Consider the following 16821-nt stretch of genomic DNA (forward strand, 5'->3'; position numbering starts at 1 on the left):
CCAACCAAGGAGGACCAGCATGGCCGATACGAGCAACATCAAGGAACATATGAAGGTGATCGGCGCCGACGGCGTGCATCTCGGCACCGTCGACCATATGGACGGCGACCGCATCAAGCTGACCAAGGCCGACAGCCCGCAGGGGCCGGGCGGCGAGGGCGCGAAACATCACTGGATCCCGGCCGGGCTGGTCGCCGAGGTGGAGGGCGACACGGTGCGGTTGTCGGCCACCGCGCAGAACGCGCAGGACATGTTCGAAGAGGCCGAATAGGCCCGCTCGACGCGGATCAGGGCCGGGGGCGCGCACGTCAGCCGCCCTTGGCCAGCGCGACCGCGGCATCGAGGCGATCGGCATAAGCGTTGAGCACGGCGGCGGTCTTGGCGACATAGGCGCGCGCGTCGTCGAAGCGGCGCTGCTCGATCGCCTCGCGCACGCCGGGCAGCGTCTTGGCGCCATAGCCGGTCAGCGTGCCCGGCGCGTAGATCATGTTCCGGTACCACGGCCGGCCGGGCAGGCCGTCGGGATCGAGCAGCAGTTGATCGATGCCGGCGAGATCGGCGTTGATCTTCGCCTGCACCGCCGGGGGCAGCGCGTCTTCATCGGACAGCATCGCATCGGCGGCGGCGGCCGAGCGCGTCAGGCGATCCGACGCATCCTCGAGCGCGAGCGTGTCGATCAGCGGGGTGACCGGCTTGACCTCGGGCGCGGTGGTGGGGTCGCTCGGGTCCGAGGTGAGCTTGAAATCGCCGTCGGCGGCAAGCTGCTTGAGGGTGCGATCCTTGGCGCGCTGATCGGTGGCGAGCGTGTTCACCTCGTCGACATAGCGCGCGATGGTGGTGGCGAAATCCGAATAGCGCGCGGGCACGCGATCGGCATCGGCGGCGCGCATCACCAGCCGGCCGACCACCTTCGACAAGGCAGCGCCGTAGACCAGCCCCGGATCATCGAAATGGGTGACGTGGTAATAGCTGTCATAGACCGAGTGATACGAGCCGCCGGCATAATCCTGGCCGCCGAAGCCGAGGTTGATCGAAGCGATGCCGAGATGCTGGAGGAACGCCGAATAGTCCGATCCCGAGCCGAGCGGGCCGACCAGGAGGTCGCCGCCGCCCTTCGCCGCCGCGGCGAGCGCGGGGGTGACGCTGCCCGGATCCTCATAATGCGCGGTCAGGACGCGGGCACGGTTGCGCTCGAACACCGAGACGCCGGTCTGCGGATCGGTGACGTCGCGCGCGGCATTCTCGATGAAATGCTGGAGGTCGTGGCTCGCCTCGGCGAAGAGATAGCCGCGGCCGTTGTTATCGGTGTTGATGTAGACGACGGCCTTCTGCTTGAGCTCGTCGGCATGTTCCTCGGCCCATTCTGTCGAGCCGAGCAGGCCGGGCTCCTCGCCGTCCCAACTGGCGTAGACGATCGTCCGCTTCGGCCGCCAGCCCTGCCTGGCGAGCGCCCCCAGCGCCTTGGCCTCGTCCATCAGCGCGACCTGGCCGGTCAGCGGATCGGCCGCGCCGAACACCCAGCCGTCATGATGATTGCCGCGGATCACCCATTGATCGGGGAAGGTCGAGCCCTTCATCATCGCGATGACGTCGTAGACGGGCTTGAGCGACCAATCGGACTTGACCGCGAGATGCACCGTCACCGCGCCGGTGCCGCCCCAGTGATAGGCCATGCCGAGCGCGCCGCGCTGCTTGCCGGTGACTACCGGCCCCTTCAGCGCGGCGATGATCTTCGCGGCATCGGCATAGGAAATCGGCAGCGCGGGAATCTTGAGGATCACTTTCGACTGCGCGCGCGTCAGCCGTTTGGCGTCGGCGGTGGCGCCGATGCCGGGGGTCAGCGGATCGCCGGGATAGGTCGTCATATCCTCGACCGAGCCGCGCTGGACGCCGTCGGCCGGCCGGGCGCCGCCGGCGGGATAGGAATCGCCGGTGGCATAGCCGTCATCGGCCGGATCGGAATAGATCAGGCAGCCCGCGGCGCCATGCTCCTGCGCCAGCTTGGGCTTGAGGCCGCGCCAGCCGCCGCCGTAGCGCGCCAGCACGATCTTGCCCTTGACGCTGATGCCGCGGCGAGCGAGCGCGTCATAATCCTCCGGCATGCCGTAATTGACGTAGACCACCGGCGCGGTGACGTCGCCATCGCCCTGATAGGCGACATAAGGCGGGATCGCGCCCGCGGTGTTGCCCGAGGTGGTGTCGCCGGGCACCGCCGGCTCCTGCCCGCCGAGCGTGACGCGATCGGGCGCGATCATCTCGACCGTGGTCGAAATAGGCGTCGGGTAGAGGACGTTGAACGTCTCGATATGCGCATCCCAGCCCCATTGCCGGAACAGGCGGAGCTGCATCTCGGCATTGGCCTTGTCATGCGGCGAGCCGACCTGGTTGGGGGCCGACGACATATCCTTGAGCCAGGCCATCTGGTCGGCCGAGCTGATCATGCCATCGAACGCCGCCTCGCGCGCCTGCTCTCCATCGGCGGCCGCGGCGGCATTGGCGGGGATCGTCGCGGCGATCAGGGCGATCGCCGCGCTGCCGGCCAGAATACGTGCCACCATCATTGTCTTCTCCCCTGTTGGTGCGCTCCGAGGCCCGCTCGCCACGACAGGGTAGCGGCCCCCGCCGCGCCGATCCGGTGCCGGTTACTGGCAGGCCAGGCACTCGTCATAATCGGTCGACGGCAGCTCGTACTTGGCCAGTTCCGACGTGTTGTCGGCTTCCACGCCGCCCGCGAAGCCGGCGCGCTGGATCGATTTCGAGCGCAGGTAATAAAGCGATTTGATGCCGAGCTCCCAGGCGCGGAAATGGAGCATCAGCAAATCCCATTTCTCGACATCGGCCGGGATGAACAGATTGAGGCTCTGCGCCTGATCGATGAACGGCGCGCGATCGCCGGCGAGTTCGAGCAGCCAGCGCTGATCGATCTCGAAGCTGGTCTTGAAGCTGTCCTTCTCCTCCTGACTGAGGAAATCGAGATGCTGGACCGAGCCGCCCTTTTCGAGGATCGAATTCCACACCGCGTCCGAATTCTTCGATTTCTCGATCAGGATCTTCTCGAGATAGCGGTTCTTGACCACCGTCGAGCCCGACAAGGTCTTGTGGGTATAGATATTGGCCGGGATCGGCTCGATGCACGCCGAGGTGCCGCCGCAGATGATCGAGATCGACGCGGTCGGCGCGATCGCCATCTTGCACGAAAAGCGCTCCATCACGCCCTGATCGGCGGCGTCGGGGCAGGGGCCGCGCTCGGTGGCGAGGTGCATCGACGCTTCGTCAACTTGCGCGCGGATGTGCTTGAAGATGCGCATGTTCCAGCTTTTGGCCATGGCGCCTTCGAACGGCAGGCCGCGGGCTTGCAGGAACGAGTGGAAGCCCATCACGCCGAGGCCCACCGAGCGTTCGCGCATCGCCGAATAAGCCGCGCGCGCCATGCCGGGTTCGGCGCGGTCGATATAATCCTGCAGCACGTTGTCGAGGAAGCGCATGACGTCCTCGATGAAGCCCTTCTCGTCCTTCCACTGATCCCAGGTCTCGAGGTTGAGCGACGAGAGGCAGCAGACCGCGGTGCGATCGTTGCCGAGGTGATCCTTGCCGGTCGGCAGCGTGATTTCCGAGCACAGGTTCGAGGTCGAGACCTTGAGGCCGACGTCGCGGTGATGCTTGGGCATCGCCTTGTTCACATGATCGGCGAAAATGATGTAAGGCTCGCCGGTTGCAAGGCGGGTCTCGACCAGTTTCTGAAACAACGCGCGGGCATCGACGGTGCCGCGGATCGAACCGTCCTTGGGGCTCTTCAGCTCCCATTCGGCGCCGTCGCGGACAGCTTCCATGAAGGCATCGGGAATGAGGACGCCGTGGTGGAGGTTGAGAGCCTTTCTGTTGAAATCGCCGGAAGGCTTTCTGATTTCGAGGAATTCCTCGATTTCCGGGTGCGAGATATCGAGATAGCAGGCCGCCGAGCCGCGCCGCAGCGACCCCTGGCTGATCGCCAGCGTGAGCGAATCCATCACGCGGACGAACGGGATGATGCCGCTGGTCTTGCCGTTGAGGCCGACCGGCTCGCCGATGCCGCGGACATTGCCCCAATAAGTGCCGATGCCGCCGCCGCGCGAGGCGAGCCAGACATTCTCGTTCCAGGTGTCGACGATGCCGTCGAGGCTGTCGGGCACCGAGTTGAGGAAGCACGAGATCGGCAGGCCGCGCCCGGTGCCGCCGTTCGACAGCACGGGAGTCGCGGGCATGAACCACAGCCGCGAGATATAATCGTAGAGCCGCTGCGCGTGCGCCTGATCGTCGGCGTAGGCCGACGCGACGCGGACGAACAGATCCTGGAACGATTCGCCCGGCAGCAGGTAGCGATCCTTGAGCGTTTCCTTGCCGAAATCGGTCAGCAGGTCATCGCGGCCGTGATCGACATCGAGCGGGTAGGGCGCGGGCGTCTCGCGCTTGGGCTGATCGCTCGCCGCTGCTTTCGCAACGGTGGCGACGGCCTCGGCAGCAGCGGCCTCGATCGCATCGGTAGCCATGTCGTTCGGGCTCTCCTGTGAGTCTCTGAAATCCATGTGTACCTCCCTCGCACGCAATGCTCTACGTTCACGGTCCGTTCGAATCGGAGGCGAACCCCCATGCTACACCCGGACCCACCCGGCGGGGAAAGATTTTCGCCCGCCCGTGCCGGCGAAAAGGCGCAGAAACCCTTGCCGCGAATATAGGATCGCAGCCGCTGTTCTACCAGCGATTGGGTCGGCCCCCTGCCCTGACCACAATAGATTGTGCCAATCCGGCGAGGCGCGCAAGACCGTAAATGACAGTTAAGGGACTCGGTTCGTCGCTGATATGAGTCGGTTCATGGCAGCGACGAAACGGTGCGGCGCAGCGACGCGTGGAGTTGTGCGGGGTTCACGAAATGCAAGCGGACAAAGCCGGAACAAAAAAATATTTCCGGTTATGATCGGGTTGGTGGGCTGCGGCGGTGTTGATCCGGCTGGGCACTTGCTGTCGCCGGTTTTCAAGAAAGTGGGGCCCCGGCTCAAGGTCGGGGTGAGGAGGGGAGATTGGCTTTTGGAAATTGCTGGTTAGGCGACGGTCGGCTTTTCAGATTGCCAAGAGCAAAAGCAGAGATAGCGCTGCTTATCGAAAGCGCTTCTGCCGAGCTGCGGTCAGCAAACGCATCCCATAGAAAAGCGCTAGATAGAATAGGCTCGACGAAACAGACGAGATCGCGACCTCTCGGATAAAAGTTTCTCCTAACAAGGCCCAAGATCCGATCACCAATGGCGGTCCGAGGACGGCAAATAGAAAGGGGTGATCCTCGATTACCCTGCCCCGGAACCAGATAATTGCACCAAGGATGAGCATCCAAGGTATAGAAAGCACGCCGCCCAACCAGAGACCGAGCCAAGCGCCGCCGATGTTGAAACCAGCAGTCGTTCCAATTGTGTCGGCTATACCGGCGATGGAAAGCCCAAAGGCGTGCGCTGCGATGACGCGCATCGTTAGCTCGCCTCGACCTTCGCTTTCATCCATAGCTCTGTTTGCTCGCGGAAATCACCGCTGGCAATGGCGGTTATCGCGTGGCGCCATTGCCATTCGATCTCCCCTCCCTTTCAAGGGAGGGGATCAAGGGGGGCAGCAAAGCCGAGGCTCGATGCCTCGGTTTTGCGTGCTCCAGCGTCGAAGCTCGCTTCGCTCGCACCCACCCCCGACCCCTCCCTTGAAAGGGAGGGGAGGACAGGTGCCGGTCACCGCCCGTTATAGCCGCGATACCAGTCGACGAAGGCGGGGATGCCGTGATCGATCGAGGTGGTCGGCCGGAAGCCGAGATCACGCTCGATCGCGCTGATGTCCGCGGCGGTGGCGACGACGTCGCCGGGCTGGATCGGCTGGTAATCGCGCACCGCCTTGCGGCCGCACGCCGCCTCGATCACGTCGATCAGGTGGCCGAGCTGTTCGGAGCGGTTGTTGCCGATATTGTAGAGCGCGTGCGGCTGGGTGCTGCCGCCGGCCTTGGCCTCGCCGTCATCGGCGGGAGGATGGTCGAGCGCGGCGACGACACCGGCGATGATGTCGTCGATATAGGTGAAATCGCGGCGCATCTCGCCATGATTGAACACCGGGATCGGCTCGCCGGCGAGGATTTTCGAGGCGAAGATCCATGCCGCCATGTCCGGCCGGCCCCAGGGGCCGTAGACGGTGAAGAAGCGCAGGCCGGTGAGCGGGATGCGGTAGAGATGGGCATAGGCCTCGCTCATCAGCTCGTTCGACTTCTTGGTCGCGGCATAGAGCGAGACGGGGTGATCGACGCGATCCTCGACGCGGAACGGGAAGCTGTCGTTGCCGCCATAGACCGAGGAGGACGAGGCATAGACCATGTGGCGGACGCCGCGATGCCGCGCGAGCTCGAGCAGGTTGAGGTGGCCGGCGAGGTTCGAATGCGCGTAGGCGTGCGGGTTGATCAGCGAATAGCGCACCCCGGCTTGCGCGCCGAGATGCGCGATGCGGCCGAAGCGATGCGGCTCGAGCGCGGCGTCGAGCGCGGCGGTGTCGCCGAAATCGACCGGGAGCAAGGTGAAGGCATCGCCGAAGCGATCGAGCGTGGCGACGCGGGCGTGCTTGAGCGCGGGATCGTAATAATCGTTGAAATTGTCGATGCCGATGACGCGCTCGCCGCGCTCCAGCAAGGCGCGCGACAGGGCCGCGCCGATGAATCCGGCGGCGCCCGTGACGAGAATCGCGTCGCCGGATGCAGTCATACGCGCGCTTCTACCACAGATAGACCGCGGCACAGAGCCCGATCAGCGTGGCGACCGCGAAGCCGGTCAGGAACTCGCGCGAATGCCACAGCCGGCGCAGCGGCGCGAGCGGGCCGGCGTCGTGTTCCAGCCCGACGAAGCGCGGCCAGAGCAGCAGGATCAGCGTCGGCCAGGTGACGGTGAGCCAGAAATCGTGCAGCGAGGCGCGCAGATTGCCCTCGTCGGTGGGGAACACCGTCTGGGTGAGATCATAGGCCTCGTTGATCGTCTCGGCGACGACGACGGTAAGCCACGGCTGCCACGTCCATGGCGGCCGCCGCAGCAGATAGGCGGCGATCGTCAGCACCAGCATGCCCGAAAGCGCGTGCAGCGCATCGTCGGGCAAGCCGGTGATTGTGCCGAGATCCATCTTGGCGACCGTCCAGTTGAACGTCTCCAGCACGCGGTTCATGCCCGGTCTCCGGCGATGCCGTGCGGTGCCAAAGGGGCGGGGGCGGGGATCAGACCAGCGCCGCCGGGGCGGCCCGCCCGGCTTCGGCCGAGAGGAACCAGCGATCGGTGCCTTCGAGGCCGATCGCGCTCAGCCGGCCGGTGGCGAAAGCGCCGGTATCGAGGCCGATGCGGTTAGGCCGCTCGATCACGCCGTCGCTGATGCTGTGGCCGTGGACGACCAGCTTGCCGAACTCGGCGTCGCTGTCGAGGAAGCTCGAGCGGATCCAGCGCATGTCGGCGCGCTTCTGGTCCTCGATCGGCACGCCGGGGCGCAGACCGGCATGGACGAAGACGTAATCGCCGATCTCGATCCGGTCCTCGAACGCTTCGAGGAAAGCGATGTGGCGTTGCGGGACGTGCGCCTGCAGCAGCGCGAGCAGCTCGGTATAATCGGTGCGTTCGAAATCATGCTCGGAGACGCCGTAGCTCAGGATCGTCTCGCGGCCGCCGATCCGCACGAACAGGCGCAGCGATTCCATGTCGCCGGCGAGCGAGCGGAGGAAGATCTCCTCGTGATTGCCGAGGATGAAGCGGACGTTGCCGCGCGCCTCGGCAAGCCCGATCAGCCGATCGACCACGCCCGCCGAATCGGGGCCGCGATCGACGAGATCGCCGAGGAAGACGAGCTGCGTCTGCGCGGTGCCGCGGGCGCGGTCGTCCGCCTCGATCTGCCCGACCAGATCGTCGAGCAGGCCGAGGCAGCCGTGGATATCGCCGATCGCATAGACGCGCTGCCCTTCGGGGACGGCGCGCGTGATCGGCTCGCTATTCTGGCGTTTGCGGAAAAGTCCCAGCATCGATCGAGGATTCTATACACATTGCCGTGATCCGGCACGGAAAAAGCGGGCAATCGCCGATCGGGCACGCCCAATGGATGCCCGACCGCCGTCGAGCGGGGCGCCATGCCATAGCGCGCGCGGCGGTTCAACCGGCGAGGCGGACGGGGTGCGCGCGCGGCATGGCGACGGGCTGGTCCGGCCAGATGCCGCGGGTGTCGTAGACCACCTTGTCGGCGCGCTCGTCGAGCGGGACCGACTTGAACAGCTCGTGATCGACCAGCACGATCATAATGCCGCAGCTTTCGATCGCGTCGTCGAGATCGATCAGCGTGGCGGCGGCGAGGCTGGGCGGGAGCGCGTCGGCATAAGGCTCGACGATGCGGATGCGCGCGCCGAAGCGGGCGGTGAGGGCTTCGGCGACCTTGAGCGCGGGGCTTTCGCGGAAATCGTCGATATTGGCCTTGAAAGCGAGGCCCATGCAGGCGACCGGCACGCCGGGATGCGCGTCGATGAGCGCGGTAGCCTGGGCGATCGTATGGGCGACCTTGCCGTCATTGACCTGGCGGGCGGTGCGGATCAGCGGCGTCTGATCGGGCGCGGCGCTGACCAGGAACCAGGGATCGACCGCGATGCAATGCCCGCCGACGCCGGGGCCGGGCGAGAGGATGTTGACGCGCGGGTGGCGGTTGGCGAGGCGGATCACTTCCCAGACGTCGACGCCCATCGTGTCGGCGACGAGGCTCAGCTCGTTGGCGAAGGCGATATTGACGTCACGGAAGGCGTTTTCGGTGAGCTTGGTCATTTCCGCCGCGCGGCACGAGGTGGTGACGCAGGCGCCGCGGACGAAACGGCGATAGAAGGACAAGGCCTTGCGGGCGCAGCGCGGGGTGATGCCGCCGATCACGCGATCGTTATCGATCAGCTCGACGAGGATGCGGCCGGGGAGCACGCGCTCGGGGCAATAAGCGATCGCGACATCGGCGGTTTCGCTACTGCGGCCGGGGAGCTTGAGGTCGGGGCGCAGCTCGGCGAGGAGGTCGCGGACCTGTTCGGTGGTGCCGACCGGCGAGGTCGATTCGAGGATCACGGTGTCGCCCGGCTTGAGCACCGCGGCGATCGTGGTCGCTGCCTTGAGAACATAGCCGACATTGGGGCGATGATCCTCGGCGAACGGGGTGGGGACGGCGATGACGAACACGTCAGCGGGCTGGATTTCGGTTGAAGCGCGCAGGTTGCCGCGCGCGACGACGCCCGAGACGAGACCGTCGAGATCGACTTCCTCGATATGGACCTTGCCCGAATTGACCGTCTCGACGACATGATCGGAAACGTCGATCCCGAGCACCTTGACCCCGGTGCGCGCGATCACCGCGGCGGTGGGCAGGCCGATATAGCCGAGGCCGAGAACCGCGACATTCAGATCAGTGTTCGAAACCATTGGCGACGATCCCCGCAATCCGTGCCGCCGCATGACCGTCGCCGAACGGATTGTGGGCGCGGGCCATGGCGGTCCAGGTCTGCTTGTCGTCGAGGAGGGTGAAGATTTCGGAAACGATGCGGTTTTCGTCGCTGCCGATCAGCTTCGCGGTGCCCGCGGCGACGCCTTCGGGACGCTCGGTGGTGTCGCGCATGACGAGCACGGGCTTGCCGAGCGCGGGCGCTTCCTCCTGCACGCCGCCCGAATCGGTGAGGACGATGTGCGCGAGGCCGAGCGCGCGGATGAAATGCGGATAATCGAGCGGGTCGATGCGCGCGATATTGGGATGATGGCCGAGGATTTCGTCCATCACCGAGACGACGTTCGGGTTCGGGTGCATCGGGAACAGGATGGCGACGTCGTCGCGCGCGGCGATGCGGGCGAGCGCGCGGGCGATGCTGGCCATGCCGCCGCCGAAATTCTCTCGGCGGTGAGTGGTGACGAGGATCAGGCGCTTGTCGGCAAAGCGGGCTGCTACGGAATCGAGCCCGGCGGCAAGCGACGGATCGGCGTCGATCCGCGCGGCGGTCCAGTGCAGCGCGTCGATCACGGTGTTGCCGGTGACGTGGATCGTCGTGGGCGCGATGTTTTCGCGCAGCAGGGCCTCGGCGGCGGTATCGGTGGGGGCGAAATGCTGGTCGGCGATCGGCGCGACGATGCGGCGGTTCACCTCCTCGGGCCAGGGCGCGTAGATATCGCCCGAGCGCAGGCCGGCCTCGACATGGGAGACGGGGATGCGGCGGTAATAAGCGGCAAGCGCGCCGGCCATCGCGGTGGCAGTGTCGCCCTGAACGATGACGCGATCGGGCTTTTCGCTGTCGAGCGTGTCGCCGATTCCGGTCAACAGCCGCGCGGTGAGGCGATCGAGCGACTGGCCGGGCTCCATCAGGTCGAGATCGATGTCGGGTGCGAGGCCGGCGATCTCCAGCACCTGATCGAGCAGGCCGCGGTGCTGCGCCGTCACACAGGTCCGCACGCGGACGCCGGGCGTGTCGGCGAGCGCGCGGACCACGGGAAACAGCTTGATCGCCTCGGGCCGGGTGCCGAAGATCACCATCACGGTGCGCGTATCGCTGGTCATGGCGTTCGACGTAGCGACCTCCTCTTAAGGTGAGCCTAATCTGGAACTGTGGCCGGGGCTCAAGCGATTTGCTAGGCCCGCGCCCAGGCCGGGGGAGCCTGTTCAATGAGGAAAGAATCTCGATGACGATCAAGACGCTGCGCAAGGCCGTGTTTCCCGTGGCGGGGCTCGGCACCCGGTTTCTGCCCGCCACCAAGGCGACGCCCAAGGAGATGCTGCCGGTGGTCGACCGGCCGCTGATCCAGTACGCGGTCGACGAGGCGATCGAGGCGGGCATCGAGCAGCTGATCTTCGTCACCGGGCGCAACAAGAGCTCGATCGAGGACCATTTCGACATCGCTTTCGAACTCGAGACGACGATGAAGGAGCGCGGCAAGTCGCTCGAAGTGCTGAGCCAGACGCGGCTGAAGCCCGGCGCGGTCGCTTATGTGCGGCAGCAGGAGCCGCTGGGGCTGGGCCACGCGGTGTGGTGCGCGCGCGACATCGTGGGCGACGAGCCGTTCGCGATCTTCCTCGCCGACGAGCTGATGATCGGCAAGCCGGGCTGCATGAAGGCGATGGTCGAGGCCTATGAGAAGGTCGGCGGCAACGTGGTGTGCGGGCTGGAAGTGCCCGACAGCGAGACCGACAAATACGGCATCATCGATCCCGGCGCGCGCGATGGCGCGCTGGTGGAGGTCAAGGGGCTGGTCGAGAAGCCCAAGGCGGGCACGGCGCCGTCCAACATCATGATCCCGGGCCGCTACATTTTGCAGCCCGAGGTGATGCGCATCCTGGAGACGCAGGGCAAGGGCGCGGGTGGCGAGATCCAGCTGACCGACGCGATGGCGCAGATGATCGGCAAGCAGCCGTTCCACGCCTTCACCTTCGCCGGCAAACGCTACGATTGCGGCGACAAGGCGGGCTATATCCACGCCAACATGGCGCTGGCGCTCGAGCATCCCGAGATCGCCGACAAGTTGCGCGCGGCGGGCGAGGCGCTGTTCGCGAAAGGCTGAAGCGGGGGCAGGGGTGCGGTTGCGATCGTTGCCTGCTGAGGCGGGCGGTGGGCGCGGCGCCGTCAGTGCTTCGCTTGCGGGCAGTCGCCCTTCGACGGGCTCAGGGCGAACGGGGTGGGGTCACCTGAATCTGACGTTCGCCGCATATCGGTCGTCATGCTGAACTCGTTTCAGCATCCATGGCGCAACGCCAACCGGTCGCTGACGGCGATGGAGCCCCATGGACCCTGAAACGAGTTCAGGGTGACGCGCTTTAAACGACGAGACGTCGATTCCACCGCGTCAGAGCGACCGGAACGGCCATCATTCGTATCTGAGCGCGCGGGCGGGTTCGGCGCGGGCGACGCGCCAGGCCTGGCTGAATACGGTGGCACAGGCGATGGCGAGCGCGATCAGCGTCGCGGCGAGGAAGAACAGCGGCGACAGCGCGATGCGATCGTCGAAGCCCGACAGCCATTTGCGCATCGCGAAATAGGCGAGCGGCCAGGCGATCAGGTTGGCGATCAGCACGGGCTTGAGGAACTGCCCGATCAGCAGCTTGAGCACGTCGCCGGTGGAGGCGCCCAGCGTCTTCCTGATGCCGATCTCCTTCACCCGCCGCGCGGTATCGAACGAGGCGAGGCCGTAGAGACCGATGCAGCCGATCAACACCGCCAGCACCGCGCCGATCGTGAACAGATGGCTGCGTTGATCATCGGGCTTGTAGTAATTGTCATAAAGTTTCTGATCGACCGTCTGCGACTTGAACGGCACCGCCGGCGCGATTTGCTTCCAGGTACGTTGGAGTTGGGCCGTCAGCGTCTGGGCGTTGGTACCGGCAAAGCGGATCGCGGCGATCTGCGGCCAGCTGTCGTGGCGGTAGAAATAATACATGGTCGGGCGCACCGGCTCGTGCGGCGAATGGAAACGGACATCGTCGATGACGCCGACGACGCGCACTGGATCGCCATCGCCGCCGCGCTCGCGTCCCTGGATCACGATCTTGCCGATCGCGTCCTGCGCGCTGGCAAAGCCAAGCCTTGCTGCGGCGGCCTGGTTGATGACGACATTGTAGGCGGTTCGCTGCAGCGCGGCCTCGGGAACGTCAGTGAAATCGTCGAGCGCGTGCGACGGATCGAGGAAGCGGCCGGCGAGCAATCGCGCGGCATAGACCTGGAAGAATTGCGGACCGACGTCGACAGTGACGATCGACGGCGGCGACCCCTTATCGCCGGGGCGATGCATGTTGTTGGCGTTGGTGACCGAATCGTCGCCAGGCGCGTCCATCGCGTGGGTAACGCCAGTGACGCCGGGCAGCGCGGCGAAGGCGGTCAGCAACTCGCGCCGTTGCGCTTCGTCGAGCGAGCCATCGCCGAATGACGGGACGACGACCATGCCCTCGCGCTGGAAGCCGAGATTGGCGTTGCGCAGATGCTGGGTCTGCGCGACCAGCACGCCGGTGCCGATCATGAACGCGATGGCGATGGCGAATTGCAGTACCACCAGCGTCTGGCGCAGCCGCGATCCGGCGCGGCCGCCGCCGGGGCTGCGCGATGAGGCGAGCACGGTGGCGGGGCGATAATGCGACAGCATGAGCGCGGGATAGGCGCCCGCGAGCAGGCCGACGACGACGACCAGGATGACGAGCGGCGGCAGGATCGAATGGCCGCCCCAGTAATCGATCGCGAGCGAGGTGCCGCCGGTGCTGTTGACCAGCGGCAGCGCCACCTCGGCCAGCGCCAGCCCGATCAGCGCGGCGAGCGCGACGGTCGCGATCGCCTCTCCGACGAACTGGCGGACGAGCGCGCGGCGCGAGCCGCCCATCACCTTGCGGATCGCCACTTCGCGGGCGCGCAGGCCCGCGCGCGCGGTGGCAAGGTTGATATAGTTGACGATCGCGATCAGCAGCGTGAGCGCGCCGACGATGCCGAGCGTCGCCACCACCGCCTTGTCGGCCGGATCGAACAGGTGGACGTCACCGAGCGGGGTGAAGCCGATCGACAGCATCTTGTGCAGATCGGGCCCCTGATCGGTGACGCCGTGGCGATCGATGAACGACGGCATCTGCGCTTCCAGCGCCTTGGGCTCGGCGGCATTGTCGAAGCTGAGGAAGGTCTGCAGCTGCGAACTGCCCCAGTGACTGAAGTAGCGCGTGTCGGCCGCATCCAGCCGCGCCGGCACCAGCGGCGCGATCAGGTCGGCGGTGTAGGACATGTTTTTCGGCCTATCCTCGATCACCGCGCCGACATGATAAGCGAACGACTTGCCGTCGAGCACGATCGTCATCGGCTGGCCGATCGCATCCGAGGCACCGAAATATTTGGTCGCCATCTTCTTGGTGATCACCACCGAGGTCGGATCCCTGAGCGCCGCCTTGGGATCGCCGGCGATCGTCGAAAACGGGAACAGGTCGAAATAATTGGGATCGACCAGCGCCATCATCTCGTTGGTGGCGTTGGGTCCGCGCACGACAGTGGCGCCGCTGAACGTCCAGAAGCGCGTGCCGTTGACCTGCGGGAAATCGCCCTTGAGCTGGTCGAGCAGTGCTCCCATCGTCGAGAAATACGGCGTTTCCGGCGCACCGGGCAGGTGCCAGGTGTTGCTGACCGCCCAGATCTTGTCATGGCCCGGCAGCACCTTGTCGTAGCTGCGCTCGAACTGGACGTAGAGGAACAGCACGAGGAACACCGCGATGCCGAGCGCCAGCCCGCCGATCGAGAGCAGGGCGTAGAGCTTGTGCCGGGTGAGCGAGCGATAGAGCGTCAGCAGCGTCGAAGACATGGGGGCTGGTCCTATTCGTAACGAAGGGCGCGGGCGGGCTCGGCGCGGGCGACGCGCCAGGCCTGGCCGAACACGGTGGCCGCCGCGATCGCGACGGCGATGAGGGTGGCGGCGAGGAAGTAGAGCGGCGACAGCGCGATGCGATCGTCGAAGGCAGAGAGCCATTTACGCATTGCGAACCAGGCGATCGGCCAGGCGATCAGGTTGGCGAGAATGACGGGGCGGAGGAACTGGCCGATCAGGAGGCGCATGATATCGCGCGTCGAGGCGCCGAGCGTCTTGCGGATGCCGATTTCTTTGATGCGACGCGCAGTATCGAACGAGGCGAGGCCGTAGAGGCCGATGCAACCGATTAGCACCGCGAGCACCGCGCCGATGGTGAACAGGCGGCTGCGCTGAGCATCGTTCTGGTAGAATTGCCGGTAGAGCTGCTGGTTGATGGTGATGCTCTGGAAGGCGACCTCGGGCACGATCCGGCGCCAGACCGCGGCCAGCCGCCGGGTGACGGCGGGGACATCCGCCGGCGCGGTCCGCACCGTGGCGATCATGTTGTCGGTTGCGCGCGAATCATATTGATAGACGGTCGGCTGGATCGGCTCGCGCGGCGAGGCGAAGCGCATGTCGGCGATGACGCCGATGATCAGCGGATGGACACTCTGAGTGAACGGGGCGTCCTTGCCGATCGCGTCCGCGGGACGGGCGAAGCCGAGCGCCTTTGCCGCCGTGGCGTTGATGACGATGTTGCGCGGGTGCTTGGCGAGATCGTCGGGGGTGACGCCGAAGGCATCGTCTCCGGCATGGCGCGCGTCGAACAAGCGCCCCGCGAGCAGGTGGGCGCCGAACGTCTGGAAGAAGCCGGGGCCGGTTTGCACCTGCTGCACGGTGATCTTGTGGTCGTTATTCTGGTAGCTCAGGATATTGATGCTGCCGTCGCCCGGCGTCTGGCGCGACAGGCCGATATCGGCGACGCCCGGCACGCCCGCGAAGGCATGGACGAGCTCGGCGCGCTGCGCCCCGTCAAGCCCGTCGGCGGAGAAACTGCTCACCGCGATCAACCCGTCGCGGCGGAAGCCGAGATCGGCGTCGCGCATGTGCGCGGTCTGCGCGACCAGCACACCGGTGCCGATCATGAAGGCGATGGCGATGGCGAACTGCAGCACCACGAGCGCCTGCCGCAGCCGCGCGCCCGCCTTGCCGCCGCTCGGGCTGCGCGCCGAGGCGAGCACGGAGGCTGGCCGGAAATGCGACAGCACGGCCGCCGGATAGAGCCCGGCCATGCCACCGACGAGCAGGATCATCACCGCGAGCGGGATCAGGATCGAGTGGCCGCCGAGATAGTCGATCGACAGCGAGATGCCGCCGATCGTGTTGACGAACGGCAGCGCCAGTTCGGCGATGGCAAGGGCGATCAGTGCGGCGAGCGCGACAGTGGCGATCGCCTCGACAAGAAATTGCGCGACCAGCGACGCGCGCGTGCCGCCCAGCACCTTGCGCAACGCCACTTCGCGCGCCCGCAGCCCGGCCCGCGCGGTGGCGAGGTTCACGTAATTGACGATCGCGATCAGCAGCACGAGCAGGCCGACGAGGCCGAGCGTCGCCACCACCGCGCGGTCACGCGGCTCGATCAGGTGAACCGCGGCAAGCGGCAGCAGGGTGAGCTTCAGGAAATCCGACGGCTTCTTGGAATCGGAGCTAAAGCCGTCCGGCGGGTGGCGATCGACGAAGGCGGGCAAATGCTGTTCGAAGCCATGGGCCGCGGCTGCATCGGCGAAGCGCAGGAACAAGGTGGTATAGGGGCTGGGCGTGCCGGCGGTATCGGCGGCTGCCGGCATCGGCACGTAGATAGGGCTGGCATAGGTCATGTTGCCCGGCATCGGTTTCAGCACGGCTGCGACCTGATAATCGTGCGCGGCGCCACCGAAGATCAGCGTGATCGTCTTGCCCAGCGCCGGGCCTTCGCCGAGCAGGCGCGTCGCCAACCCCTGGGTGATGACCGCACCATCGGGCCGCGCGAGCGCCGCGCGCGGATCGCCGGCGACGGCCGGGAAAGGGAAGAAATCGAAATAGGCGGGATCCACCTCGGCGACGATCCCGGAGGTCAGCGCGTTGCCGTTCTTCACGGTCGCGTCGTCGATCATCGTAAGCCGCGCGCCCTCCAGGCCGCGAAAATCCGCCTGGAGCTGGCCCAGCATGGCCTGCGGGGTGGAAATGTTCACCGCAGGGAAGCCGGGAATGTCGTAGGCCGAGTTGATCGTCCAGATACGATCGGCGCCGGGCAGCATGCGATCGTAATCATGCTCGTATCGCACATAGAGGAACAGCACGAGGAACACCGCCAGCCCCAAGGCGAGCCCGCCGATGTTGAGGATCGCGTAAAGCCGGTGCCGCGTCAGCGAGCGGTAGAGGGTGAGGAGCGCCGAGCCCGCCATCACGCGCGCTTACCCGAACGGTCGGCGGCGAGGTGGCGCCAGAGCAGGATGGC

The 16821-nt window shown here is 66.1% G+C and carries 12 protein-coding genes; 2 read left to right on the forward strand and 10 right to left on the reverse strand.

The features are described from left to right. Window positions 1–19 precede the first annotated feature (19 nt). Window positions 20–271: a DUF2171 domain-containing protein gene (locus K7G81_RS01660; protein ID WP_223028999.1), complete on the forward strand. Its 252-nt coding sequence runs from the start codon at window positions 20–22 to the stop codon at window positions 269–271. Between the two features lie 37 nt (window positions 272–308). On the opposite strand, the gene K7G81_RS01665 is transcribed toward K7G81_RS01660, so the two are convergent. The 8 genes from K7G81_RS01665 to wecB all read right to left on the reverse strand — a co-directional run bounded on the left by K7G81_RS01665 (window position 309) and on the right by wecB (window position 10581). Then, window positions 309–2561, reverse strand: a complete 2253-nt coding sequence (locus tag K7G81_RS01665; protein ID WP_223029000.1) for a transferrin receptor-like dimerization domain-containing protein — start codon at window positions 2559–2561, stop codon at window positions 309–311. An 81-nt stretch (window positions 2562–2642) separates the two neighbouring features. Next, on the reverse strand, window positions 2643–4562 hold the full coding sequence (locus K7G81_RS01670; RefSeq protein ID WP_223029001.1) for a ribonucleoside-diphosphate reductase subunit alpha: 1920 nt from the start codon (window positions 4560–4562) through the stop codon (window positions 2643–2645). Window positions 4563–5130: 568 nt separating this feature from the next. Further along, window positions 5131–5493, reverse strand: a complete 363-nt coding sequence (locus K7G81_RS01675; RefSeq protein WP_223029002.1) for a hypothetical protein — start codon at window positions 5491–5493, stop codon at window positions 5131–5133. Window positions 5494–5741: 248 nt separating this feature from the next. Then, window positions 5742–6752 (reverse strand): NAD-dependent epimerase/dehydratase family protein, encoded by a 1011-nt coding sequence (locus tag K7G81_RS01680; protein WP_223029003.1) that lies wholly within the window; start codon window positions 6750–6752, stop codon window positions 5742–5744. Between the two features lie 10 nt (window positions 6753–6762). Next, on the reverse strand, window positions 6763–7203 hold the full coding sequence (locus K7G81_RS01685; RefSeq protein ID WP_223029004.1) for a hypothetical protein: 441 nt from the start codon (window positions 7201–7203) through the stop codon (window positions 6763–6765). 49 nt (window positions 7204–7252) lie between these two features. Continuing rightward, window positions 7253–8041 carry a metallophosphoesterase family protein gene (locus K7G81_RS01690; protein ID WP_223029005.1) on the reverse strand — a complete coding sequence of 263 codons (789 nt, stop codon included), beginning with the start codon at window positions 8039–8041 and terminating at the stop codon, window positions 7253–7255. Between the two features lie 127 nt (window positions 8042–8168). Continuing rightward, a complete protein-coding gene (gene wecC, locus K7G81_RS01695; RefSeq protein WP_223029006.1) occupies window positions 8169–9461 on the reverse strand; it encodes a UDP-N-acetyl-D-mannosamine dehydrogenase in 1293 nt (430 codons plus the stop codon). Next, window positions 9445–10581: a non-hydrolyzing UDP-N-acetylglucosamine 2-epimerase gene (gene wecB, locus K7G81_RS01700; protein ID WP_223029007.1), complete on the reverse strand. Its 1137-nt coding sequence runs from the start codon at window positions 10579–10581 to the stop codon at window positions 9445–9447. The genes wecC and wecB overlap by 17 nt, the downstream gene beginning before the upstream one ends. Before the next feature lie 122 nt (window positions 10582–10703). Between wecB and galU the strand changes: the two genes are divergently transcribed. Continuing rightward, window positions 10704–11579 (forward strand): UTP--glucose-1-phosphate uridylyltransferase GalU, encoded by an 876-nt coding sequence (gene galU, locus K7G81_RS01705; protein ID WP_223029008.1) that lies wholly within the window; start codon window positions 10704–10706, stop codon window positions 11577–11579. 303 nt (window positions 11580–11882) lie between these two features. Here the strand turns inward: galU and K7G81_RS01710 are convergent, their stop codons facing one another. Together K7G81_RS01710 and K7G81_RS01715 are read right to left on the reverse strand one after the other, a co-directional pair. Beyond that, window positions 11883–14339 (reverse strand): ABC transporter permease, encoded by a 2457-nt coding sequence (locus tag K7G81_RS01710; protein WP_223029009.1) that lies wholly within the window; start codon window positions 14337–14339, stop codon window positions 11883–11885. A gap of 11 nt (window positions 14340–14350) precedes the next feature. Next, complete coding sequence (locus K7G81_RS01715; protein ID WP_223029010.1) at window positions 14351–16768, reverse strand: ABC transporter permease; 2418 nt, start codon at window positions 16766–16768, stop codon at window positions 14351–14353. Between the last annotated feature and the right edge of the window lie 53 nt (window positions 16769–16821).

The organism is Hephaestia mangrovi, from assembly GCF_019880555.1.
Lineage (GTDB): Bacteria > Pseudomonadota > Alphaproteobacteria > Sphingomonadales > Sphingomonadaceae > Sphingomonas > Sphingomonas mangrovi.